Annotated in this window: 23 protein-coding genes and 2 tRNA genes; 15 read left to right on the top strand and 10 right to left on the bottom strand. The window is 39.7% G+C overall.

The genetic code is table 11. The features are described from left to right. The first annotated feature begins 87 nt into the window (after window positions 1–87). Window positions 88–1,839, top strand: coding sequence for a DNA repair helicase RadD (gene radD / locus AAEZ22_RS14025; RefSeq protein WP_182684273.1), 1,752 nt, complete (start codon window positions 88–90; stop codon window positions 1,837–1,839). A 36-nt stretch (window positions 1,840–1,875) separates the two neighbouring features. Here radD and AAEZ22_RS14020 read toward each other — a convergent pair whose 3' ends face one another. Then, window positions 1,876–2,211: a ribonuclease E inhibitor RraB gene (locus AAEZ22_RS14020; RefSeq protein ID WP_011328642.1), complete on the bottom strand. Its 336-nt coding sequence runs from the start codon at window positions 2,209–2,211 to the stop codon at window positions 1,876–1,878. Between the two features lie 201 nt (window positions 2,212–2,412). Here AAEZ22_RS14020 and AAEZ22_RS14015 point away from each other — a divergent pair, with 201 nt between their 5' ends. The 3 genes from AAEZ22_RS14015 (at window position 2,413) to AAEZ22_RS14005 (ending at window position 8,804) form a co-directional block, all read left to right on the top strand. Then, window positions 2,413–4,140, top strand: a complete 1,728-nt coding sequence (locus AAEZ22_RS14015) for an autotransporter assembly complex protein TamA (RefSeq protein WP_041454736.1) — start codon at window positions 2,413–2,415, stop codon at window positions 4,138–4,140. Further along, window positions 4,140–7,817, top strand: coding sequence for an autotransporter assembly complex protein TamB (gene tamB / locus AAEZ22_RS14010; protein ID WP_352297677.1), 3,678 nt, complete (start codon window positions 4,140–4,142; stop codon window positions 7,815–7,817). The genes AAEZ22_RS14015 and tamB overlap by 1 nt, the downstream gene beginning before the upstream one ends. A gap of 90 nt (window positions 7,818–7,907) precedes the next feature. Next, window positions 7,908–8,804, top strand: coding sequence for a peptidylprolyl isomerase (locus tag AAEZ22_RS14005; RefSeq protein WP_182677419.1), 897 nt, complete (start codon window positions 7,908–7,910; stop codon window positions 8,802–8,804). Window positions 8,805–8,842: 38 nt separating this feature from the next. Here the strand turns inward: AAEZ22_RS14005 and queF are convergent, their stop codons facing one another. Next, a complete protein-coding gene (gene queF, locus AAEZ22_RS14000; RefSeq protein ID WP_011328638.1) occupies window positions 8,843–9,688 on the bottom strand; it encodes an NADPH-dependent 7-cyano-7-deazaguanine reductase QueF in 846 nt (281 codons plus the stop codon). A gap of 59 nt (window positions 9,689–9,747) precedes the next feature. On the opposite strand from queF, the gene syd reads away from it, so the two are divergent. Beyond that, window positions 9,748–10,287: a SecY-interacting protein gene (gene syd / locus AAEZ22_RS13995; protein ID WP_089368970.1), complete on the top strand. Its 540-nt coding sequence runs from the start codon at window positions 9,748–9,750 to the stop codon at window positions 10,285–10,287. 97 nt (window positions 10,288–10,384) lie between these two features. Here syd and AAEZ22_RS13990 read toward each other — a convergent pair whose 3' ends face one another. The 3 genes from AAEZ22_RS13990 to AAEZ22_RS13980 form a co-directional block, all read right to left on the bottom strand. Next, complete coding sequence (locus AAEZ22_RS13990; protein WP_011328636.1) at window positions 10,385–11,158, bottom strand: Zn-ribbon-containing protein; 774 nt, start codon at window positions 11,156–11,158, stop codon at window positions 10,385–10,387. 16 nt (window positions 11,159–11,174) lie between these two features. Then, entirely contained in the window at window positions 11,175–11,438 is a 264-nt protein-coding gene (locus AAEZ22_RS13985) for a hypothetical protein (RefSeq protein WP_011328635.1), read from the bottom strand. A gap of 136 nt (window positions 11,439–11,574) precedes the next feature. Continuing rightward, window positions 11,575–11,811, bottom strand: coding sequence for a DUF2789 domain-containing protein (locus AAEZ22_RS13980; protein WP_011328634.1), 237 nt, complete (start codon window positions 11,809–11,811; stop codon window positions 11,575–11,577). 278 nt (window positions 11,812–12,089) lie between these two features. On the opposite strand from AAEZ22_RS13980, the gene AAEZ22_RS13975 reads away from it, so the two are divergent. Continuing rightward, window positions 12,090–12,731, top strand: coding sequence for a GNAT family N-acetyltransferase (locus AAEZ22_RS13975; RefSeq protein WP_352297674.1), 642 nt, complete (start codon window positions 12,090–12,092; stop codon window positions 12,729–12,731). A 673-nt stretch (window positions 12,732–13,404) separates the two neighbouring features. Here the strand turns inward: AAEZ22_RS13975 and AAEZ22_RS13970 are convergent. Further along, on the bottom strand, window positions 13,405–13,704 hold the full coding sequence (locus AAEZ22_RS13970) for a DUF3301 domain-containing protein (protein WP_011328632.1): 300 nt from the start codon (window positions 13,702–13,704) through the stop codon (window positions 13,405–13,407). After that, a complete protein-coding gene (locus AAEZ22_RS13965; RefSeq protein ID WP_089368533.1) occupies window positions 13,705–14,733 on the bottom strand; it encodes a DUF3549 family protein in 1,029 nt (342 codons plus the stop codon). 210 nt (window positions 14,734–14,943) lie between these two features. Here AAEZ22_RS13965 and AAEZ22_RS13960 point away from each other — a divergent pair, with 210 nt between their 5' ends. The 4 genes from AAEZ22_RS13960 (at window position 14,944) to AAEZ22_RS13945 (ending at window position 17,619) form a co-directional block, all read left to right on the top strand. Further along, window positions 14,944–15,264, top strand: a complete 321-nt coding sequence (locus AAEZ22_RS13960; RefSeq protein WP_192531553.1) for a YqcC family protein — start codon at window positions 14,944–14,946, stop codon at window positions 15,262–15,264. Then, window positions 15,257–16,021, top strand: coding sequence for a tRNA pseudouridine(65) synthase TruC (gene truC / locus AAEZ22_RS13955; RefSeq protein WP_011328629.1), 765 nt, complete (start codon window positions 15,257–15,259; stop codon window positions 16,019–16,021). Before AAEZ22_RS13960 ends, truC begins: the two co-directional genes overlap by 8 nt. 3 nt (window positions 16,022–16,024) lie before the next feature. Further along, window positions 16,025–16,468, top strand: coding sequence for a flavodoxin (locus AAEZ22_RS13950; RefSeq protein WP_011328628.1), 444 nt, complete (start codon window positions 16,025–16,027; stop codon window positions 16,466–16,468). Between the two features lie 77 nt (window positions 16,469–16,545). Further along, complete coding sequence (locus AAEZ22_RS13945) at window positions 16,546–17,619, top strand: phosphotransferase enzyme family protein (protein ID WP_011328627.1); 1,074 nt, start codon at window positions 16,546–16,548, stop codon at window positions 17,617–17,619. Between the two features lie 44 nt (window positions 17,620–17,663). On the opposite strand, the gene AAEZ22_RS13940 is transcribed toward AAEZ22_RS13945, so the two are convergent. Both AAEZ22_RS13940 and gloB read right to left on the bottom strand, forming a co-directional pair. Continuing rightward, window positions 17,664–19,247 carry a LysM peptidoglycan-binding domain-containing protein gene (locus AAEZ22_RS13940; RefSeq protein ID WP_011328626.1) on the bottom strand — a complete coding sequence of 528 codons (1,584 nt, stop codon included), beginning with the start codon at window positions 19,245–19,247 and terminating at the stop codon, window positions 17,664–17,666. A 156-nt stretch (window positions 19,248–19,403) separates the two neighbouring features. Continuing rightward, window positions 19,404–20,177: a hydroxyacylglutathione hydrolase gene (gene gloB, locus AAEZ22_RS13935; protein WP_309216277.1), complete on the bottom strand. Its 774-nt coding sequence runs from the start codon at window positions 20,175–20,177 to the stop codon at window positions 19,404–19,406. A 53-nt stretch (window positions 20,178–20,230) separates the two neighbouring features. On the opposite strand from gloB, the gene AAEZ22_RS13930 reads away from it, so the two are divergent. Continuing rightward, complete coding sequence (locus AAEZ22_RS13930; protein ID WP_011328624.1) at window positions 20,231–20,998, top strand: class I SAM-dependent methyltransferase; 768 nt, start codon at window positions 20,231–20,233, stop codon at window positions 20,996–20,998. A 21-nt stretch (window positions 20,999–21,019) separates the two neighbouring features. Here the strand turns inward: AAEZ22_RS13930 and rnhA are convergent, their stop codons facing one another. Then, on the bottom strand, window positions 21,020–21,484 hold the full coding sequence (rnhA, locus tag AAEZ22_RS13925; RefSeq protein WP_011328623.1) for a ribonuclease HI: 465 nt from the start codon (window positions 21,482–21,484) through the stop codon (window positions 21,020–21,022). A 68-nt stretch (window positions 21,485–21,552) separates the two neighbouring features. Here rnhA and dnaQ point away from each other — a divergent pair, with 68 nt between their 5' ends. The 4 genes from dnaQ (at window position 21,553) to AAEZ22_RS13905 (ending at window position 23,939) form a co-directional block, all read left to right on the top strand. Then, on the top strand, window positions 21,553–22,266 hold the full coding sequence (gene dnaQ, locus AAEZ22_RS13920; RefSeq protein WP_086999245.1) for a DNA polymerase III subunit epsilon: 714 nt from the start codon (window positions 21,553–21,555) through the stop codon (window positions 22,264–22,266). Between the two features lie 9 nt (window positions 22,267–22,275). Beyond that, a complete protein-coding gene (locus AAEZ22_RS13915; RefSeq protein WP_089368529.1) occupies window positions 22,276–23,646 on the top strand; it encodes a TIGR03503 family protein in 1,371 nt (456 codons plus the stop codon). A gap of 98 nt (window positions 23,647–23,744) precedes the next feature. After that, window positions 23,745–23,821 (top strand) — tRNA-Asp (locus AAEZ22_RS13910). A gap of 41 nt (window positions 23,822–23,862) precedes the next feature. After that, window positions 23,863–23,939, top strand: a tRNA-Asp gene (locus tag AAEZ22_RS13905). The last annotated feature ends 2 nt before the right edge of the window (window positions 23,940–23,941 follow it).

Below are 23,941 nucleotides of genomic sequence, written 5' to 3'. Positions count from 1 at the left end.
ATGTGATTTAAAAACCGCGTAATTAATAATTACCTTTAAAGTTAAGTTATTTGCTAAAATCCCTCATTAAAATTTAATTGTTATCTCATGACCTACACCCTAAGACCTTATCAGATCGAGGCGGTTGAACGTACCGTTTTACACTTTAGAAAAACCAATGATCCCGCAGTGATTGTATTACCTACTGGCGCGGGTAAAAGCTTGGTAATTGCTGAGCTTGCGCGTATAGCTAAACAAAAAATATTAGTACTGGCGCATGTTAAAGAGTTAGTAGAGCAAAACTCACAAAAATATAAAAGCTTTGGGCTTGAGGCGAGTATATTTTCGGCAGGATTAAAAGAAAAATCGTTAAACCATCAGGTTACTTTTGCCAGCGTGCAGTCGCTATCGCGTAATTTAGATCAGCTTAATGAGCATTATTCACTGTTAATTATTGATGAGTGCCATAGAGTTAATGGTGATAAAAAAAGTCAATACGGTAAAGTTATTAATGCCTTACAAGCGCATAACCCTCAATTAAAAGTATTAGGGTTAACGGCAACGCCTTATCGGTTAGGTATGGGGTGGATTTATCATCATCACTATCATGGTTTTGTGCGGGGCAATAAAGACAGCCCATTTAAAAGCTGTATTTTTGAATTACCGCTGCGCTATATGATCAAACATAACTATTTAACGCCACCCAATGAAGTGGATGCGGCGATTAGTCATTACGACTTTTCGGCGTTAACCAGTGACGCATTTGGCCGTTATACTAATGAGGATATGAATGCGTTATTAAAAAACAGCGCACGCGCAACGCAGGCCATTTTACAACAAGTAATACAATATAGTGAAAACCGCCAAGGTATTATGATTTTTGCCGCTACGGTTATGCACGCACAAGAAATTTTAAGTTATTTACCTCATCAGCAAAGCGCCTTAATTACAGGTGATACACCGAATAGCGAACGCGATAAAATAATTAAGCAATTTAAAGCCAAGCAATTAAAATACCTGGTTAATATATCGGTACTCACCACCGGCTTTGATGCACCTCATGTTGATTTTATTGCTATTTTACGCCCTACTGAGTCGGTGAGTTTATACCAGCAAATTGTCGGCAGAGGACTTAGATTAGCCGAGTCAAAAACAGATTGTTTGGTGATCGATTATGCCGGAAATGGTTTTGATTTGTTTCACCCTGAGGTCGGCGATAAAAAAGGCGATAGCGATAACGAGCCGGTACAAGTGCTTTGTCCTGGCTGTGGCTTTGCTAATATTTATTGGGGTAAAACTGACTCTACAGGAAAGGTTATTGAACACTTTGGTAGGCGCTGTAAGGGCTTGCTAGAAGATGATGAAGGTAATAAAGAGCAGTGCGATTATCGTTTTCGCTTTAAAGAGTGTGATGAATGTGGTGCGCAAAACGATATAGCCGCACGTAAATGCCATGATTGCGGTGCGGTAATGGCCGACCCTGATGATAAATTACGCAATGCTTTAAACTTAAAAGATGCACTCGTACTTCGCTGTAGTGGGTTAAGTGTAACGCAGCTTAAAAATGAGATGATTAAAGTAACGTATTTTGACGAAGACGGTGCAAGTTGCGATGAAGTTTACGATATTGCAAATAAAGGGGCGGCGTATATTTTTAATCGGCAATTTGGTAAGCGGGTAGGCCAAGGTCAAGCACCCGTAAAATTTAAAACAGCAGAGCAGGTAATTAACGCACAGTTAGATTTAATTGCGCCCGACTTTGTAATTGCCCGTAAAAGTAAAAAATATGGTTGGAAGGTAGCAGATAAGCTGTTTGATTATAAAGGCAGTTTTAGAAAAGCTAATCAGTTAAACCCTTAGGTTTAACTGATTTATAATTTAGTATGGGAATGCAGATTAAGCTTCTTCTGCGTCCATTAATCCCCAACCATCGCCGTAACCGTTAAAGTTATTAGCTATGCTTTCAATGTATTGCTCAGCTTGGCCTAATAGAGTGTGCTCAGGAACCATTTGTACTTGAGTAATTACTTCCCATACGCCAGTGTCTTGGCATTTTTCGAGTTCAGCATGCTGTACTAATGTATCGGCTACTACTTCTTTGGCAAACTTTTCTGCATCGCTTTGTTGCTCAAATAAAATATAAAAATCGACTTGGTGCATTTTACTTAAATCAATACCAGCGGCGGCTATTTCAGCTAAAAGTTGGCCATTTTCGTCATCAGGAAATTGCATTAAAAAACTCATTAAAATTATTGTGTACTTGTTAGGGCTATTGTAACCAAAATAAACGCTTAAAGCGTACTAATTTTAATATTATAGATTGCATATTATGTCACTGGGTAGCTATTAAGTTAATGTAAGGCTCATTACGGCTATGATATTATAGAGTTGATGCATCGTTATATTTTAAGAATTAAAGGTAAGGATATTTACTTGTTTAATCAGTTTTTGCGTTACATGTTTATTTTTTGCATTCTTCTGAGTGCTCAGTCTGTTGCCTCTGAAAATGTAATAGAAGATTATGAGATTAAAGGGATAAATGACGATTTAGAAAAAAATGTTGCGCTTTATTTAAAACAACTTATAGGTGAAAAGCCGACCTTGACCCTGCGCCGCTATGCAAAAAAACAAGTCGAGAATAGTATTAAAGCATTAGGGTATTACAGCCCTAAAGTAGAGGTTAACTTTGATAAAGATGAGCGTGATTTGGTGGTTAGAGTTGAGCGAGGGCCAGCTACTCGCATCGCTGCAATAAATATTAGTGTAAAGGGGGCTGGTAAGCAGGACCCCGCTTTATTGGCAGTAATTAATAATATTACCCTAAAGCAGGGAGATATTTTAAACCACGGACATTATGACAGCGCGCATAAAAAAATAGAATCAATGCTGTTAGAGCTAGGTTATTTTGACGCTAAATGGCCTGCGCGTAAACTAGAAGTATCTTTGGGGAAACATAGCGCAGAAGTTACTTTTATTATTGAAACTGGGGTGCGTTATCAGTTTGGCGATATTGTAATTGCTAGCGATACACCTGCTGAAAAGTATATTCGTTCTTTAGCGCCTTTTGCCAAAGGGCAGCCTTATAAATCGACCCACATAGCCGATTATAATCTTGATTTATCAAGCACGCCTTATTTTACTAGTGTACGAGTATATGCAGATATAACCGAACGTAAAAATAACCAAGTACCGATAAAAGTAGATGTATTACATAAACCTGCAAATAGCTATGAAGTGGGTGGTGGCTTTAGTACCGACTTAGGCCCCAAAGTGCGCTTTAAATGGAGTAAACCATGGATAACGCAAGATGGCCATTACCTAGAAAGTAACTTAAATGTGTCTGAGCGACAACAAGATATTTCAATGGCTTATACAATCCCAGAGGATGATCCTAATGACGATTTATGGCGTTTTTCGGTTGGTTATAAACTTGAGGATGAATTAGCTAATAATATTTATAGTGAAATACTTACCGGGCAAGTACAACGCCAATGGTTAACTGATAATAACTGGGTGCGTACCGCTTTTATACGCCGCGACCATGAAACATATAGAATAGGTGACGACGAAGAAGAAAGCAGTGAAATGTTAATGCCGGGTATTAGTTATGCACGTAAAAAATCAAAAGGGGGAACAACCCCTTATTGGGGCGAACAGTGGTTAATATCTGCAGAGTTTGGCGTAGAAGATGTACTCTCTAGTACTAATTTGATCCGCGTGCAGTTACAAAACGCTTGGCTGAGAACTTATTTAGACCGCCATTTAGTGTTTTTAAAAGCGAACCTAGGTGCCATGTTGGTCGATAATATAGCTAATGTGCCGTATTCACTGCGCTTTTTTGCTGGTGGCGATCAAAGTGTGCGTGGTTTTGCGTATCAATCAATTTCACCCGAAAACGATGAAGGGCAGCTAATAGGGGGTAAGTACTTAGTCTCTGGTACTGCAGAATACAACTATCAGTTTGCGCAAAATTGGCGGGTTGCTTTATTTGTAGATGGAGGTACTGCAACCAATGATTTTTCGGATAGATTTGAAGTAGGTGCTGGTTTTGGTTTTCGTTATTTAACACCTGTAGGTCCGGTTAGAATTGACCACGCTTGGGGACTTACCAAAGAAAGTAAAAGCACCCGTTTGAGTATTACTATAGGGCCTGAAATTTAATGACTGTATTTAAAAAAATAACTGCAAGTGTCAGTGCTGTTTTAGTCATACTGCTAATAACCGTATTTTGTATATTATTTACTGCACCCGGTAATCAATTTATTGCTTATAGTGCAAACAAGTTGGTTGATGGTTTAAATATTGACATTAAAAACGGTCGGTTTTTATATAACGATGTATTTAATGTTAGGTATAACAATAACGGGGTAGATTTTAATGCCCAGCAACTAAAGCTTAATTTATTTTGGTGGCAGTGCGACGGCATTTGCATTGATAATTTAAGTGCTAATACAATGGCCTTAACTTTGGAGCAATCAACTGAAGCAGTTGCAGAAGAGCCATCTGAGCCACTAACTAAAATTACCTTACCTTTTAATATCGCTGTTAAAAATATAGCTGTAAAAGTATTTACTTTAGAACACCCAAGCGCCAATGTGCGTGTTGATAACTTTAAGTTATCGGCAAAAGCGATGGGATCAGAGCTTGTAGTAAAAAGCTTAAACATACCTAAAATACTGGTTACGCTAAAAGAGCAAGCCCAATCCCTGCAATCACAAACAGCATCAACGGCAATTACGCAGCTTCCTGCACTGCCTAATATCGAATTTACTTCACCACTGGATATAACCATTGAGCAGTTTGATATTGATAAAGTGGCTATACAGCAGGGCGAACAAGACTATGAGATAGAAAATATAGCACTGCAAATGACTGTAGAAGATGCCAAAATAAATTTATATTCTTTAGCGGCTCGTTATCAGCAGTGGCAATTAAATACACAACTTAACACAGAGCTTGCAGGTAATATGCCGCTAAAAGGTCATATTGTATTAAAAAGCCCGCAACACCAAGCTGACTTATCACTCAGTGGCGACTTGGCAAATTTAAACGTTGATTTAGAAACCACCGGGCAATTTCCGCTTAGTTTAAATGCCAATGCTAATTTAAAGCAAACAAACTACCCATTTACAGTTAAAGGCAAAATAAACCAGTGGCTGATCGACGCACAAAGCGAGCAGTTAACGCTACGTAAGGTTAACTTAAGTGCGCAGGGCAACGCAGATGACTATCAACTTAGTTTAACTGCAACGAGCCAGTTAGGCGCGTACCCGGCCGTTGATTTAAACACACAATTAACGGGCACGCTTACCCATGCACAGCTTTCTACATTGTCGGTTAAGGCCAACGACAGTACTGCAAAAATAAATGCCAATGTTAACTGGCAACAAGGTATAAAAGCAGATTTTGCAGGGACGCTATCGCATTTAAAAGCGCAATACTTAACAGATGCAGTAACGAGTGATATTTCTGGGCAGTTTAAAGGCTCATTTAATGCACAAACGGATACTTGGCAACTGAAAATGAATAATACCAAACTCATCGGCACACTTAACGACGTGCCATTAGAGTTTGCCGCAAACTTTAGGCTAGATAATGCATTAAAAGCTAATATTGATAGTTTTTATTTAAGCAGTGGTAAAAATAAATTAGAACTCAATGGCCAAATAGATAGCAAATGGTTAGTAGATGGCAATATAACACTACAAAGTGATGAGCAGGCTAATATGCCATTTATTGCAGATGGTAAGGCCAATATAGCCCTTAGAGGTCAAAGGTTAACACCGTCGGTTGACTTAGCATTAATGCTGGAACGTTTTATTTTTGATGAAATAAATATAAGTAAGTTATCTGTTAAAGCTGATCTTGATACAGCGGCCGATTGGCAAACTAATATTGCAATAGATGTTGGTTCGGCTTTAGTTGCTGAGCAACAAATTAACAGTGTAAAAATAGATGCAACAGGGGATAAAAAAGATCATCAACTTACCGCATCTGTTGATGCGCAACAAGGTGCAGTTGAGTTTGAAGTTAATGGTCAACTTACCAATGCGATTTGGCAAGGTGCATTGAGCAATGTGCAGTTAAGCGATAAAAAGCTAAGCTTTAACAACAGTAAAAAAATTACACTTAACGTAAACACCCAAACAGGCGATTTTGATGTAAGTAAGCACTGCTGGCAATCTGCACAAAGTGAGTTGTGTATCGACACTTTGTCGCAAAATAAACAGTTAGGTCAATTCAATGCTAAATTAAACAACTTAGCACTTGAGGAACTAAAGCATTTACTACCAGATAATGTTGGTGCAGAAGGCGCTTTAACAGGGGAATTTGTTGCAAACTGGCAAGCGAGTGCGCTGAAAACATTACGCGCTTCTTTAAATTCAAATAACTTAATAGCCAAATACAATTCCGAAGAAGATAACTTTCGTTTACCAATAGAAACGCTTAGTGTGAATGCATTTACTGATTCTCAAACAGGTAAATTAACAGCTAACTTAAACTCTAGCGTGTTAGGTGAAATTACCACGCAAATTAATGTAGATGACATACAAAACACGCAAGCGTTAAGCGGTAATGTAAACATAGATAAAATATTATTTTCTAACTTGCAGCCATTTTTAGACACTATTGAGCAGCTCAAAGGCAATATTAGCGGTAAAATTGCATTAGCAGGTACATTAAAAGAGCCACTCCTTGAAGGTGAAGTAAATATTGATGATATTAATTTACAAGGTGAACAACTACCAATAGCACTTGAAAAATCGAATGTGAGTATTTTATTTAACAAAGCGACAGCAACAATTAAAGGCCTTTTAACAGATCCCCAAGGCGGGAATATTAAATTAAATGGCGACATAGATTGGCAAGGTGAACAACCAGCCGTTAACGTTGCAATAGTAGGTGAGCAATTTTATGTACGTGCTCAGCAAGGAGTCGTTTTTAAAGTATCTCCAGATTTAAAAATTGGTTTGGCTAACAACGCAATAAACCTTGTGGGTGAAGTAATTGTCCCTTATGGGCGAATTGAAATAGAAGAGTTGCCAGAGGGCGCTGTGCAAGTTAGCGATGACGAAATAATCGTTGATCAAAAAACCAAAGCGACTAAAAAAGTGCCATTTGATTACGATATAGATTTAAAACTGATTGTAAAAAATGACGTGAAAATTGAATCATTCGGTCTAGAATCTAAAGTAGAAGGCGATTTGGCGATTAAAATGAGCCAAGGAACTCCTATTATTGCCACAGGCGAGCTTAAGTTAGTAAACGGTACATACTTAGCATTTGGCCAAGATTTGTTAATTCGTACCGGCCAGGTTGGCTTTAGTGGCTCAATAGAGCAGCCTTACTTAAATATTAAAGCCATTCGTAATCCCGAAAACACCGCCAATGGTGTTATTGCTGGGGTAACGCTTACAGGTAATGTAGAGCAACCCAGGCTAAAAGTGTTTTCGGAGCCAGCGATGGATCAGGCACAAGCTTTGGCCTATTTACTCAATGGCCAACCACTAGGCGAGGGCGATAGCTCCACCGATGCTATGCTCACTCAGTTGTTACTTTCGCAGGGGGTTAGCCGCAGTGAAGGGCTGGTTTCTAAAGTGGGTGAAACGTTTGGTTTGTCGGATGTTAGCCTTACCTCTAAAGGCAGTGGTGAGCAAACAAAAGTAGAAATATCAGGCTATGTGGCACCGAGCTTACAAGTAAAATACAGTGTTGGTATTTTTGACTCCCTTAGTGAAGTGGCAATACGTTATCAGCTGCTTTCGCAGTTTTATATCGAAATAACCAGTGGGCTATATCAAAACGTAGATATACTTTATAAGTTTGATTGGGACTAATAACTACAGGTTAAAGCAGATGTTAGCAAGTAATAACCAAGCTTAAGGATAAGACCCTAATGTAAAACTATAATAATAAGGCGCTAATTTATGAAAAAGTACCTGTTAACAGTGGCCGCTGCGATGTTATTAAACGGCTGTGCTGGACAATATAAACAAAGCATTACCACGCAACAAGTTGAGCCGAAAATAAAGTACACTGCCAGTGACGTTATTACTAAAGCCGCCGAGGACGAGTGGCGAGTGGTTAACTCGCAAAATATTTTAAAAATAACCTTACCCACAGGCGCCACTTATATTGAGCTTAATCCGCAGCTTGCTCCACAGCATGTAAAAAATATTAAAAAGCTTGCGCGAGAAGGCTTTTATCAAGGAACGAGTGTTTATCGCTTTGTTGAGGGATTTGTAGCTCAAGGTGGTGCTAGCAGTGCTAAAAAGATTATTAAGACTGCAAATAAATCACTTTTGGCCGAGTTTTATTTAACTACTAAACACCCGTTGGCAATTACAGCCCTTGAAGGTGATGGTTATGCACCTATAACTGGTTTTTTAAATGGTTTTGCGGTTGCTCAAAACGCACTACAAACCCAAACTTGGCAAGTACATTGCAGTGGCATATTTGCAATGGCGCGAGATAACGATATAAATAGTGCAAGCACCGAATTCTTTATCACTATAGGGCAAGCGCCACGTTATTTAGATAAAAACACCACTGTATTTGGACGCGTACTTGAGGGTATAGAGCATGTTAACCGCTTAGAGCGTACCGCTCGCAATGATAAAGAATTTAACCCAATAACTGATATTCAAGTACTTGAAGACATTAATAATAGTGATAAAAGTGTTTTTAAAGTGATGAAAACAAACTCACAGGCATTTAAAAACCTAATTGCGGCAAGAAAAAATCGCTCTGAGCCTTGGTTTGTACATACAGCTAATTATATAGACGTGTGCGCTGTGGCTATTCCCACCAAACGTAGTGAATAAAAAAGGAGCCTAGGCTCCTTTTTTATTACAATAAACACTTATTGGCGGTTAATTTTAACTGCAAATGGCGTGTCGTTATTATGAGTTGAGCGATACGGATTTATATCAAGGCCACCACGGCGCGTATAGCGAGCATAAACTTCAAGATTTTTAATGCTGAGCTGAGTGCTTAAATCGCTATAAATACGCTCCACGCATTGTTCATGAAACTCATTATGGGTTCTAAACGAAATTAAGTAGCGCAGTAACGACTCTCTACATATTTGCTCACCTGTATAACGAATAATTACACTTGCCCAATCGGGTTGTGAGGTAATTAAGCAGTTAGACTTAAGTAAGTGGCTATGCAGGGTTTCGGTTACCGTTTTATTGCTTTGCGATTTTAGAGAATGAGCGTCAATATCGTAGTTATCAATTTCGATATCTAAATCATCAATACACTCACCAGGTAATGGGGTGTAAGGAAGGCAGTTATACTCATCTGCATTGTATAAAGTTACCTGTACTAAGCTGTTAACCACTGCGGTTAGATCTTTAACTAAATGCTGTTTTACTTCATCACGGCTGTTAAATCGAGTTTGGTTAAAGCTATTTAAATACAGTTTAAACGATTTAGATTCAACAAGGTGACTGCTTTGGCAGGCAAAAGTAAATACAGCGATAGCGACTTGCGGCTTGCCTTTGGCGTTTAACCACGACAGCTCGTAACCAGTCCAAATGTCTTGGCCTTTGAATGGTAAAGCGGCTTCGTCAATATTTAAAGCATCTCTATTTAGCTTGCGTGCAATTGGAAAAAGTAAGCTTGGAGTATATTGATCTATATATTCAGTTGATTGGCCTAACACACTGCCTTTAAGGTCGGGAGAATTGCTGTAATCTGTCATGTTTGCCCTTAAATAGTTACAATAGCGGCATTATATCTAATTTAAATGAGTTTCATAGTATGTCTGTTGTATTGCAGTTAACCCAGCTACACCAAAGGTTTAATGACAAAACCCTAAAAAACACGCAAAAACATCCACTTATGGTGCACGATGAGCAATGGCCAAGCCCATGTGAAATAGGCAATGTTGATCAACAAGGTAATATTCAGTGGCAAGCTGTGCTGCAGCAACCTGCAGGCTCGCTTAATGATTTAGCTAAGGCGTTGGATGTTACATTTCCAAGTGGCTTAAATGCGCTTTATGGGCATATGTATGGTGGCAATATTCAAGCTAGTATTGATGGTCACCAAGTTGAATTGTTACAGGCATGGAATAGCGATGACTTTGATTTATTGCAACAAAATATAACTGGCCACGTTTTAATGAAGCGTAAACTTAAACAACCTGAAACAGTATTTATAGGGTTAACAGCACAAGATGATTTGTTAGTAAGTGTGTTATTGCACAGCGGTGAAGTGTGCTTAGAGTACGTAGGCAAAAAAACGCATCATGTGCTTGCTGCCAATATAGAAGAATTTTTGCAAGCGCTTGAGGTTTAATTAAAACAGGCGTTAATTACCTTAAAACGATTTAGTGTAAAGTATTAGCTCGGAATTAATTTTAATATCGAGCTAATACATTAATAATATCTTTAACTTATTGAAAGTCCCACGATATATTAGACACTAAGGCGCAGGGCTCACACCTAAAATCAAATAATCCAAACCAGGATTCAGGTAACCTCCAATCGCCATTACAGCTTGGGCATTTACGCTCTAGTTCAGAAGTTTTATCGGTGCCACCTACGCGGTATATATAGTAATACACAGGTTTTTTAGTTAAAAAGCTAATTCGTTTAGTAATGTCTTTACCGCGGCGGAATAAGTCGCTTTTAATACTCGAAATTTCTTCAAGAGCAGGAAACTCACAACGTGTTGCGCCATTAATTTGAATTTGATCGCAGGCTTGCCAGTCTTCCTGCCATTTAATTAAGGTTTTATAATCACCATTAGCAATTGCTGGGATCCGAAATAGCGGTACCGGTAAAAAGTCGTCACCACAATAAAGTGGGCTACAAGTATGCACATAAGTGGTGTATAAAATATAGCTAGAAGGCTCGGCGCAGCAATCAGACCCATTAGAATGAATATCTTGACCAATAATTTTTACTTTTGGCGCAAGTAAACCAGCGCTGTGCAATTGCTCAATGCTGTGTTTTACAAATGGACTATTGTTAAGCGGGTGCATAGCATCTTCGTTTGGGCACATAACACGGGTAATAAAGTAACCATCTTTTAAAACAGTAGGAAACTCTTCGCCCATTATTTGGCCATTAAAACGTAGCGCATTAACCAAGCGATTAATAGCTTGTTCGGCTTTCTCTAAAGTGGTGTCTTGGTAGCAATCAAAGGTTAAATCAACAACGAACATTTATAGTCTCGAATTATTATTTTTCTAGTAGGGTAAGTAACCGGTCGAGCTTTTCTTCAATTCTGTCTAGCTGCGAAGTTTTAGAATCGCTACTACTCGGCTGTACTTGGCTTTTCATTAAGTTATAAATTGAATCTGGATTGTTTTTATACTGACTCACCGCCGCAATAATAACAGGCATCGGCACAGGCTTAATTAAACGACTTTTAGTAAGCGCGACAGTAGGTACTTTGCCTTCATCAAGAAGGACTTTAATTGCATCAAATACAGCAGCATTCATTAGGTTTATAACTCTTTAGTATAAATAGGTACGCAGCATGAAGCTGCTGCGTGGAGGCTATAGTAACAATAAATAGGGAGGGGCACATTAAATGTCCCAAATTAAATCAATTACCTTAAAATTAATTGCCTTAAAATTAATTGCCTTGGCGAAGGCGTACATCAAGCTCATCAATAACTTCACTCCAATCACTGTCCTCTGCGAGTGATTCAGCTAAAAAATGCTGTTGAGATTCATCCCAAAAAGGTGCATCTTGTATTAACGTTGTATCTTCAATCGCATGGGAAGCAATAAAAGCATCAATCTGAGCTTCAGAACTAGGTAAGCCAAGTTGTGCAAACAGTGTATTTATATCGTGCTTTGTTGTATCCATGTTGTGCTCCTAGCGTGTCAAAATAAGATTATAAATAAACTATAGTCTAAGCCAGCTAAACTCACGCTGAATTTACCATTAATAACTTTACAGCTATAGTTTAGAAAGTGAGTAAATAAAGCGCTTATTTAGAGAACAAATATAAATTTATTATGTGTGTAAGTTGTAGCTATGAGTAAACCCAATCGCATTAAGTTAGTGATTATAGCGCCAAGCTAATGGTTTAATCATAAGGCGAAAATAATGATGTGTTGTTCTAATACAAAAAAGGAATAATAATGACTGTGACCACCCAAGCCGATACATTTAGCGTACAGTATTTAGCCGCAGAAGATATAAGTATTGCCGCAAGTTTAATTTATCAGGCGTATCACGACGATCCTATTTTACAAATTATGCTCAATTACGAGCAAGAGAGTAAATCGGCCTACGAAAAAAAACTTCGGTCATTAATTCGCGAAGAGCTAAGCAGCTTTTGGCAAGAAAAGCAGCCGCTTATTGGTTTATATCGTAACGATAAGCTCAAAGCCGTTGCCTGCGTGTTCGAATCAAACAGCCAATTACAGGCGCAGCGTTATTGGCATTGGCGCTTAAAGCTAATGTTAAGTGCTGGTTACTTACAAACCAATCAACTAATAGATAAAGAGCAAACAATTAGAGATGCACTAGAGCAGCAGGGCAACTACTATTTTTTAGCTTTTATTGCGGTCGATCCGCATTTTCATGGCCAAGGGTTTGGGCGTTATTTATTAAGAGGCCTAAATGACCTAGTTCAATCTAATGCTGAGTCTACAGGTATGGCGGTGTTTGTAACGCGCAAAGAGCATACTCAATTTTTTAAAACCGAAGGGTTTGAAAGCTTTAAGCAGCTTACTTTTAATAAGATTGCGGGCGAATTGTTATTTAAGTCAAAAAACTAAATTTAATTTAGGTTATAAGGTAGCCTGCATTGGTGGTTTACATCCCAAAACGGACATATGACCGTGAGATATATCTCACATCGCTGTGCGAGTTGTCAGTTTAAATTGCATTGAAATAGTTATTCCTTACCTATTTGATTGATATGTAAGGTTATTTTTATAGTTTGTGTTTTTTAATATAAATGCCATTTAATAATTAACAGCTAGGTACTATATCTACTAGCCATTTGCTTTAAACTTTACTTTGTCAAGACGACACAGCTCAATGATTGAGTGATTGCCAAGGATACGGAAGTAGGCAACATAGCAGACGCTAGCAAGAAGCAAAACGGACAAGTTAACACGGATGCAAGGATGAGTAGGAAAGTGCATGATGCGCTTAAGTGGCAGGAGCTACTAAGGGATAATCAAGGATGGCGCTACAGGAAGTAGCCGGAGCGTTAGTTTACGCAGGACAGCCAAGGTGGCAAGAGGATATTGCAGGATGCAATGTGAGGGTGAACAAGGTTGTTTGCTCGTTCAGAGGATGATAATACGGATTACACAGGTAAAGGATACCTAACAGGATGTTTGTCAATTGGGGCGTAACTTTAGTTACGCCTTAGTTTTTTGTGTTTTACTTATTTTTAAATTAAACCTTACCCTAAATTAAACTTTTAGCGCAGTATAAAGGTTATATTTTATGCGGTGGAATAACCACACTTTTTAAATACTCATTTTCCATGATCAGTATTCCCTGATAGGCATTTTCGCCATCACTTGAAAACTCAAAAATAAATTCGCTTTTCACTCCAGGTTTACCACTTTTTAAAAAGCCAAAGCGGCGTTTACTACAGGCAACGCTCATTAATTGCACCTGCAGTTGTTCGCTTTGGCGTTTAGCATGAACGTTCGCCGCCTCGGCTACCTTTCGGTTTAGCCAAAATAAGTAAATTACACTACCAATAAGTATGAACGTCCATAAACTTGCCATTTAAGAGAATAACCTTCCAATTGCACGCGCGAGGGTTTCGCTACGATTTTCTTTACGTAATAAGCCTAATAAATGCGGGCGAATGGTGGGTATTGCAACTAAATCAGCAAAAACACTCACAAATAGTTCAGTAATTTGTTGATGGTGTGCACAGTTGTCCATAAATACATGCAAGCGTTCAGGGTCTTCTAGTTGTTTAAAACAACGCCCAGCAATAGTGAGCAGTACGTCAGCATCTTGATTAACCGATGAAGTTAATACGCTATCGACCAATTGGGCGGTTAAGCCTTGCGCTTGCGCTTTAGAAAGCGAACGTAGCGCTACTGTAACAGCAAACGGGTCGTTATTTTTTATAGCCGCTTGGCCGAACTCTACTAGTAATTGACTTAATGAGGGCGGTATTTCTACATGCTCAAGCATGGCGCTAAGGGGTTGTAATACCTCAACGGGCAAATGAGGCCAGGCTTTTTGTAAATTAGCTAAGTTAGTCTCATTATCGAGGCGCAGTGCAAAATCGGCAATGCCTTGTAATGCCACACTTTGCCAATTTTCAAAACCCAGCTTACCACTAAAGTACAGCTGCGTATGCTCGTAATACTGTGATGCAGGTTGTTTTAATAGTACTTTAAGTTGCGCATTAAAGGCTGCTAATTTATTAGCGTTTGGTGTAAAAACATAAGGATTGTTATCAAGTTTACCATCGGCTTGCTCACCGGTAAGCTGTGTGCCGAGAGCTTCAATTACCATGTCGGCAAAGTGATCGCGACTCGCACTCACCAGTTTGCTTTGCTCATCTACTGGAAATTTCAAAAACCATACATAAGGTTCTTTACTCGCTTTACTATCCCAAAACTGAATAGCTAACCACGCATGACCAGCAAGCGGATATGGGTAAGGGACTTGTGCTTGCTCTATGGCTAAAAATTGTTTTTTATCAAGCTTAGTTATGTGTCTACCAATATCAAACGCGCGCCACTGAGTACCTGCATTATCTAAAAGCTGCCCTAATGTCGCTATTTGCTTACTCATCGTTTTCTCAATTGTTTTTACTACAAAATTGCGTCAATTATACGCCATAGCAAAGGTTGAGGGAACCGCGCTTATAGAGTTTGAGTTTTGATTTTGCTAAATAACTGAGCAAGCGGGGGTAATATTAAGCGGGTATTTTCAGTTACTATAATTTCCCTCTTAATAAATACAAATGGTATTATTACTTCATCTAGTTTTAAGAGGGCGGTTATGTACCAGCAAACCCAAGCTTATTTAGTGCAGTTAAGGGCACTTTTAAAAAAGCATCAGCTTTGGCAAAATGAGCCAATAGCAGCAGAAGCATTACAATCAAACGTGCCTTTTTGCCACGACACCATGGCATTTGAACAATGGTTACAGTTTGTATTTATTGAAAAAGTTGAGCAGCTAATTATTGATAAGCAGCCATTGCCGCGCAACTTTGCAATTGCTCCTATGGCACAAATGACGCTTGCGAGTAAAAAAGGCAGCGATGAAATTATTACTCTGTTAACAGCTCTCGATGCCTTTTTAGGAGATCCAAATGAGTGAGCGCCCAATACCAATTGAGTATGGCGAACTGACTATCTTGTATCAGGATGAAAACTACGTAGCCATAGATAAACCCTCAGGCTTATTAGTGCATCGTTCGTTTTTAGATAAGCACGAAACCCAGTTTGCTATGCAAATGCTACGCGATCAACTTGGGCAGCATGTTTTTCCGGTACATAGGCTCGATAGACCCACATCGGGGGTGTTACTGTTTGCGTTAAGTTCAGAAGCGGCCCGCGATATGAATCAGTTATTTATTGAAGGCACTATTAGTAAACGCTATTTAGCCTTAGTACGTGGTTTTGCACCCGAGTCGGTATTTTTAGATAAACCACTAAAAGAAGAGCTGGACAAAATAGCAGATAAGTTTGCCGATCAAGACAAAGCGCCACAAGAAGCGCAAACTCAGTTTAACTGCTTGCACCAAGCAGCCTTGCCTATTCCCATTGGCAAGTACCCAACGGTGCGCTATTCCCTCGTAGAATGTTTTCCTAAAACGGGGCGTAAACATCAAATTCGTCGGCATTTAAAGCATTTATCACTGCCTATCATTGGCGATGTAAACCATGGTGATAATCAGCATAATCAATTTTTTAGGGAGCATTTTGAGCTGCGCAGATTAATGTTATTTGCAACTGAGCTTAGCTTTGTGCACCCTTATAGTAATGAATCAATAACAATTAAAGCGCCACTAGGTGATGCAATGCTCAGCATTTGCAAACAACTAGGTTGGCCAGATGAAGAAAAGGATTATTAATTAATGGCACATATTAGTATTTTTGTAGGCAGCGTATATGGCGGTGCAGAGCGTTTAAGTGACGAAGTAGCCACAACAATAGAGCAAGCTGGGCATGGCGTTACGGTATTTAATGAGCCAGTGTTGAGCGACATTCAAAGTGCATCACATATTTTAATTATCACCTCAACAACCGGCCAAGGCGATGTGCCTGATAACTTGGCTGATTTTTATAATCAGTTAAATAGTACTTTTCCTATGTTAACCGACAAGCCATTTGGAATTATTGCCATGGGCGACAGAAGCTACGGCGACACCTTTTGTGGTGCAGGGCGCAGCTTTGATGAATTATTACGTGACTTACAAGCTAAGCCTGTTGGTAACCGCTTAGAGGTTGATGCCTGCGAAGACTTTGAACCTTGGCCGGTTACCGAGCCGTGGTTAAAAAATTGGCTTAGTAAGCTTTAATTATTAATAAAGGTGAGTGTTACCCTAAGCTCACCTTTATTATCTGAGTTATTTTATTTTTAGGTAGCAAAATAGCTATGCAGCTAAATCCCATCGCGGTTCATTTGTCTGAAAGTTTTGGCGTAGGCAATCAGCATATCAGTATCAAACCAATCGGTAGTGGGCTGATCAATAGTACATGGTTACTTAGCACTGCTAAAAAGTCGCTAGTAGTACAAAAGCTCAATGTTGATGTGTTTCCTGAGCCCGGTTTACTCGTAAAAAATGCCCGTTTAATAGAGCAACACCTAACTAGCAAGCAGCAATTGGGTGAGTACAACTTAGATATTATTCGCCACGTAGCGACTATTAATAATGACTATTTAGTTAACTGTGATCAGGGGGTATGGCGAGCACTAGAGTTTATTGGTGGCAGTTACAGCGACGATGTAGTCACTAATGCTACCCAAGCGCAAACTGCGGCGAATGCCTTTGGTCAATTTGCTGTGGCGCTAGAGGATTTTGATGCAGAACAATTGCACCATGTGATCCCTGACTTTCATAACTTAGCCATGCGTGCACAGACGTTTAAAACTGCAGTTAGTCTTGACCCAGAGCAGCGCTTAGCTAGTTGCCAAGCTGAGGTTGATTTTTGTTTATCGCAATTTACACTCATTGATGAACTCCAAGCATTAGCAGGATCTATACCGGTAAGGCCTTGTCATAACGATACAAAAATAAATAACATGCTGTTTTGTGAGCAATCACATAATGCTAAAGCGGTAATCGATTTAGACACTTGTATGCCAGGGTATTGGCTTTACGACTTTGGTGATATGGTACGCACCTTTTGCTCACCAGAGCAAGAAGACTCCACCGATTTAAGTAATGTAGGTGTGCGCGAAGAAATATTTGCAGCCATAGTTAAAGGTTACGTAGAGCCATTAAAAGGCCTGATCACCGAGCAAGAAAAACAAAGCTTTTGGCTAGGTGCTAAAGTGATGACCTTTATGATAGGCCTGCGATTTTTAACAGATTATATTGATGGCGATAATTATTTTTCAATCAAACATGCCAATCATAATTTAGAGCGGGCGCAAAATCAGTTTGCGCTTTATAAAGATATTATTGCAAAACAAAGCACCCTTAAAGCAATATTAGCACAAGCCTAAAATAACTAAGGCGCTATAAGCGCCTTAGTTTTACCTGTTGCAGTTTAACTGCTTCTAACATCTACTTTTAATTTAAGCTTTTGCCCCGGCTGTAAATACTTTTGTCCGGCTAAACTATTCCACTTTATAATGTCGTTTACAGTTAAGTTAAACTTAGACGCAATACGCGCTAACGAATCACCACGGCGCACTTTATACGTAATTGTACGATGCGTAGTGTTTGCTGCTGTCTTTGCTTTATTAGCAGATTTATATACCGTTAGCTTTTGATTTAAACGCAATGTGGCGCTTTTCTTCAGCTTATTCCACTTTGCAAGCTCATCCATAGTGACATCGTATTCACGACTAATATCCCACAGCGTATCACCACTTTTAACCGTATGCGAAAGCTTAGTACGGCTGGTATTATTAGCCGCAGAGCGCATTTGCTCTGGTAAATGTTCGCTATTAATTGCGCCATCAGTTAGTGGCACTAATAGTTGCTGACCGACTCTAATTGTATTTGAGCTTAACTTATTTAATGATCGGATTGCACTGGTGCTGGTGGTAAACTTTTTGGCAATAACCGATAAACTGTCGCCACGCTCAACCGTATATTGCTGCCAGCGTAAGCGGTTTTTAATATCAGTATTAGCTAATTTTTGACTAAACTGCTCAGCTTTATCAACCGGTAATAGTAAAGAATGCGGGCCATTAGGATCGGTTGCCCAACGATTAAAACCAGGGTTTAACCTATACAACTCAGTGAGTGTTATATCGGCCATTTCTGCAGCGAGTGCTAAGTCAATTTGCGAACCAATTTCAACTACTTCAACAACTTGTGCATTTATAATAGGATTCCACGTCACGTTAAAGTCATCTGAGCGCTTTAATAAGTCGGCCAGTGCTAATAATTTTGGTACATAGGCGGTGGTTTCGCTAGGTAAATCAAGTGACCAAAAATCGGTCGGCAAGTGTTTCTTGCGATTCTTTTTAATCGCGCGCAACAAACGACCTTCACCCGAGTTATAAGCTGCAATGGCATTGAGCCAATCGCCCTCAAGGGTTTTGTGTAAATACGACAAGTAATCAAGCGCAGCGCGAGTTGATTGTACTATGTCGCGACGCCCGTCATACCACCAGTTTTGCTTTAAATCGAAACGCTCACCGGTTTGTGGCATAAATTGCCAAATACCCGACGCCGTGCGATGCGAGTAACCAAACGGATCAAAAGCACTCTCTACAATAGGCAGCAGTGCAATTTCGATAGGCATTTCACGTTTTTCTATTTCTTCAACAATAAAATGCAAATAAGGTTCGGCACGCTTCGAAATACGATTTAAATAAGATTGGTGCTTTGCATAATAGTTACGCTCGGTAACTACGGGGCGATTTTGCGGCACCTCTATTGAAAGCTGGTAACGAATACGCTCCCATACATCATCAAAAATAGGTGCTTCAGTGTCAGTATCTTTAACGTGTTGATACTTGGCGCTGCTCATTAATGCATTGCTAATATCGTGTGGACTTGCGCCTCCAAGCTGCTTATTTGCTTGAGTTGCGGCTTGCGAGTCAGTGTTTTCGTTTGTTAACGTTTGACAGCCGCTTAGTGCTAATACTAAAACCAGTAATAGGGGAGATTTATTCATAAATACCAATACATGGGGTAAAAAACTCGGCGAATACTACCCGTTATGAGCTAACATTGCCACTTGTGACCTTTTAAAACACTTAGCAATAATCAAATGCTAATTTTAACTTTTTGATTGCTAAACAAAAAGTACATGTGGCTATTGGTTAGCGGATTAAAAATGGTCTTTGAACTTTCTCAGACCCGCAAAGTTTTCCCAAGGTTCATTGTTTTTTGTAACCGAGCAAAATTCTTTTGGTATTAGTTCAGTAATGTTAGGTAAATCGCTGCGCATAAAGGGGTTTATTTTTAGCTCTTGGCCGATAGTGCTTGGTAAAGTAATTCCATTTTTGCTGCGCAGTTCATCTACTCTTTTACTATAGGCAAGTAGCTCTGGGTTACGCGGTTCAATGGCTGTTGCAAAAGCGAGGTTAGCTTGAGTGTATTCGTGAGTACAGTAAACTTTGCAATCAGCAGGTAATTCGCGCAGTTTATTAAACGAGTGCCACATTTGTTCTGCAGAGCCTTCAAATAAACGCCCACAACCACCACTAAATAAAGTATCACCAGTAAAGGCAAGTTGTTCATTAACATAACAAATATGATCTAGAGTATGCCCGGGTGTCGCTATAATATTAAAAGCAGTATTAAGCACTGTAATACTTTGGCCATCAGTAAGTTGCTGAGTAATCCCCTTAAACGGGCTGTTAGTTGGGCCGTATACAGCAATATTTGGGTTTTCGCTAACCAGCTTTGCTACGCCATCGGTATGGTCGTAATGATGATGGGTAATTAAAATACCCGCCAAGGTTAAATTATGCTGCGCCAAATAATCAAGTACTGGCTCTGCTTGGCCCGGATCGACTACCCAAGCTTGCGTATTATTGCTTGTAGTTAAGCACCAAATATAATTATCTGAAAAGGCTTTAATTGCTTTGACTTGCACCATGTAACGTTGCTCTATAAAGTGACAGTTAACACCTAGTATAACGAGCTCATAAAATGAAACCAGCCCTTAGTTTTCAAGAAGGACCTAAACCGTTGTCATGGCAGCAGTTTCCTCATGGGGATTATTTACGCTGTGAGATTGAACGTAAATTAGCGCCGTGGCTCCCCCGTATGTTTGGCTACCATATGCTTAAGTTAGGTAGTTTGAGTGGCGAGCTAAACACCAGTAAATGTTTAATAAAACACCAAGTGTGCGTAGCGCAAGCGGGCGCTCACACCGGCGTTATTGCCGATATAGACGAATTACCATTTTATGAGCACACTATTGATGCATGTATTTTAAGCCATTGCTTAGAGTATCACTCAGATCCTCACCATATTTTACGCGAAGCACATCGCACTTTAATTCCAGGTGGGTATATTGTGGTAACAGGCTTTAATCCGTTTAGTTTATGTGGGCTTGCCCAATTACTGCCATTTAGTGGCCAGAAACTGCCATGGACAGGGCGTTTTTTTACCCCTGCACGGGTTAAAGATTGGCTTAATTTATTGGGGTTTGAAATAGTGAGTGATGAGCGCTTTATTTACTCATCACTGGCGCGAGGTAATAGATTGTCGCGTTTTGCGTTTTGGCGTAGCTTTACCAAACAATACTTAAAACCTATGGGCAGTGTTTACATGCTGGTGGCACGTAAACGTGTTGCACCGCTCACACCCATTAAACCTAAGTGGCATGCTCGCCCGCGCTTTACAACTGTAGAAGGGGGCCTTAGACAAACCTCAAAGCAACACTTAAAGCATTGTGAGCAAAATAAAAAGTAATTTGGTATGTGCTAATCAGCTTTAAGGTTGATAACCTACATCATCGAGTAAATCTTTACTGCCAGCGGCATCGCGCGCTAAGTCATCTACAATTTCATTGTATTTATGACCGCTATGCCCTTTAACCCATTTCCAGGTTACGGTGTGTTTAGCGCACGCTAAATCGAGGCGTTTCCATAAGTCGACATTTTTTACTGGTTTTTTAGCTGAGGTTAACCAGCCGCGCTTTTTCCAATTCGTGATCCAAGACTCAATACCTTGTTTCACATATTGGCTATCGGTAGTGATATTAATAACACATGGGCGAGTTAATACTTCCAGAGCCACAATTGCCCCCAGCATTTCCATGCGATTATTAGTTGTTAGTTTATAACCTTGACTCAATTTTTTTTCATGTTCGTTATAAATCATGAATATACCATAACCACCGGGGCCTGGATTACCTAAACACGAACCATCGGTATAAATCTCTACGGTTTTTTCCACTGTTTTACCTTGATATTATGTACAATAAAGTGATTATAGAAAGATACCAGAGTCAGGATTAATTCGATATGGCACGCAGACAAATAGTTTTAGATACAGAAACCACCGGCATCGACCCTAAACAAGGGCATCGTATTATCGAAATAGGGTGTGTTGAATTAGTAAATCGCCGCTTAACCGGCAATAACTTTCATGTGTATATCAACCCACAGCGCAACAGTGAAGAAGAAGCAATAGACGTTCACGGTATCACTAATGAGTTTTTACGTGATAAACCACTGTTTCATCAAATTGCTCAAGAGTTTTTTGATTATATTAAGGGGGCAGAACTGGTTATTCATAATGCGCCGTTCGATATTGGCCATATGGATAACGAATTTTCTCTGCTTAACCAGGGCTATCCTAAAACGGCCACTTTCTGTCAAGTACTCGACACGCTTAAAATGGCGCGTGACTTGCATCCAGGACAAAAGAACAACCTAGATGCGTTATGCCGTCGTTACGACGTAGATAACGCTAAGCGAACATTGCACGGCGCATTACTGGATTCTGAAATATTAGCCGACGTTTACCTAGCAATGACTGGCGGACAAGTTAAGCTAAATTTGAACCAAAACAAAAATGACGATACCGAACAGCAAAAAGGCGGAATACGACGCTTAAGCGCCCAAAGAGCACCTCTTGTAGTATTAAGCGCCAGTGAGGCAGAACAAGCTGCACACGAAGCACGATTAGATATTGTTAATAATGAAGGCGGCCACTGTATATGGCGCGCTGATTAAGGCCATATTATGAAAACCTTTTATTTGGTAACCGCATTAGTATCTGCTAGTTTTTTTGCAACCAGCGCATATGGCGTTAAACAAGTTGAAGTACTAAAGCGTGATGGGAGGCAAAATGAAATCCCTTTATTAGATAATCGTTTTCGTATTGATAGTAAAGTAGCTGAAATAACCTTACTTTTTTTTAGAAAACCAGGCTCACCGGCTGTTATTTTAGTAAGGCCCGATGGCAGTAAATATTTTGCTACCGAATCAGTTAAAAACCCTGACTTAAGTTGGCATGACGAGCTTAGTTATGATTTGGTTACCATACGCAACCCCATGGCTGGCCCTTGGCAAGTTATAGGTAATATCTTACCCGACAGCCGCATTGTCGTATTAGGCCAGGTATCACTTGAGGCAGAGCCGTTACCGGAAATGCTGTTTCGAGGCGAGACAATAAAAATCACCGGAAAAATTTTAAATGACGGTGCTCCCATAAATGCCAATCTATTTAGAGATGTCGTTACCTTAAATGTTGATTTTGTAAGTACTAATAGTGCAGAGGCTGCTAATTTTGGAGCCAGTACTCAAGAAGTCGCTGAATTTAAAGATGATGGCCGAGGGTTTGACGAACGCCCAAACGATGGCGTTTTTACGGGCGAGTTTAAATTAGACTTTCCCGAAGGAGAATGGATCCCCGAACTCTACATAGCAACCCCCTTATTACAACGTCGAATAGTGCAAAGCAGCATTGTGGTACATTCTGCCCCAGTAAGTTACGACATGACGCTAGCAGAGCAAGAAAGTAACGAGCACCTTTTAGCTATTAATTTAGATGACACAATAGTTAAGCCAGAAACCGTAATTATGCAGGGTAAAATTTACTACCCTAATAACGAAGAGCAAATGTTTAGTATAGAGTCGGATGCACAACATACGAGGCAGTTAGCAATTAAAAATTATGGTTGGGGTCGATATAGTGTCGAGCTGTCTATTTTTGGCACAAATATAAAGGGTCGTGAGTTTATGGCAACGCTGCCAACGTACAAATTTGAAATTGCACGCCCAATAGAAGCGGTACCAGCAGTTGATCCAGCGACCATAATTCCACCTGATTTAATGATTGAGAGTGAACCCGTAGCAGAAAAAATAGCGAATTGGGTTTTACTCAGCTTAATTATTGTTGGAAATCTGTGCGTTTTATTAATGGGTTGGCTGGCAATTCGTATTTTTGTACAGAAAAAATCGCTTAAATTTAAAGTGAAGCTGCCTTTTATAAATAAAAAGACAACAACAAATGACGATGTTGGTAATTCTGAAAAAAAGCAAAGTACTAAAAACGGCTCAAAAAATGACAAAAGCGGTGAAATTTTAAACCTTTCGATGACAGATGACTAAAAAACCTAAATAAAAGCGAAAAAGCCCTTGACGAAATAGGGGCTGGTTCGTATTATTCACGCCGCTGTCAGGGGAGACTCAAACAGCAACGAAAATGTGGAGTGGTAGTTCAGTTGGTTAGAATACCGGCCTGTCACGCCGGGGGTCGCGGGTTCGAGTCCCGTCCACTCCGCCAACGCTTACACAACATATGGTTGTAAAACATATTCTTATTCTGGAGTGGTAGTTCAGTTGGTTAGAATACCGGCCTGTCACGCCGGGGGTCGCGGGTTCGAGTCCCGTCCACTCCGCCAAC

This window comes from Pseudoalteromonas sp. 20-MNA-CIBAN-0454, assembly GCF_040308685.1.
Classification (GTDB): Bacteria; Pseudomonadota; Gammaproteobacteria; order Enterobacterales; family Alteromonadaceae; genus Pseudoalteromonas; species Pseudoalteromonas nigrifaciens.
This window is presented reverse-complemented; position numbering and strand designations above follow the sequence as displayed.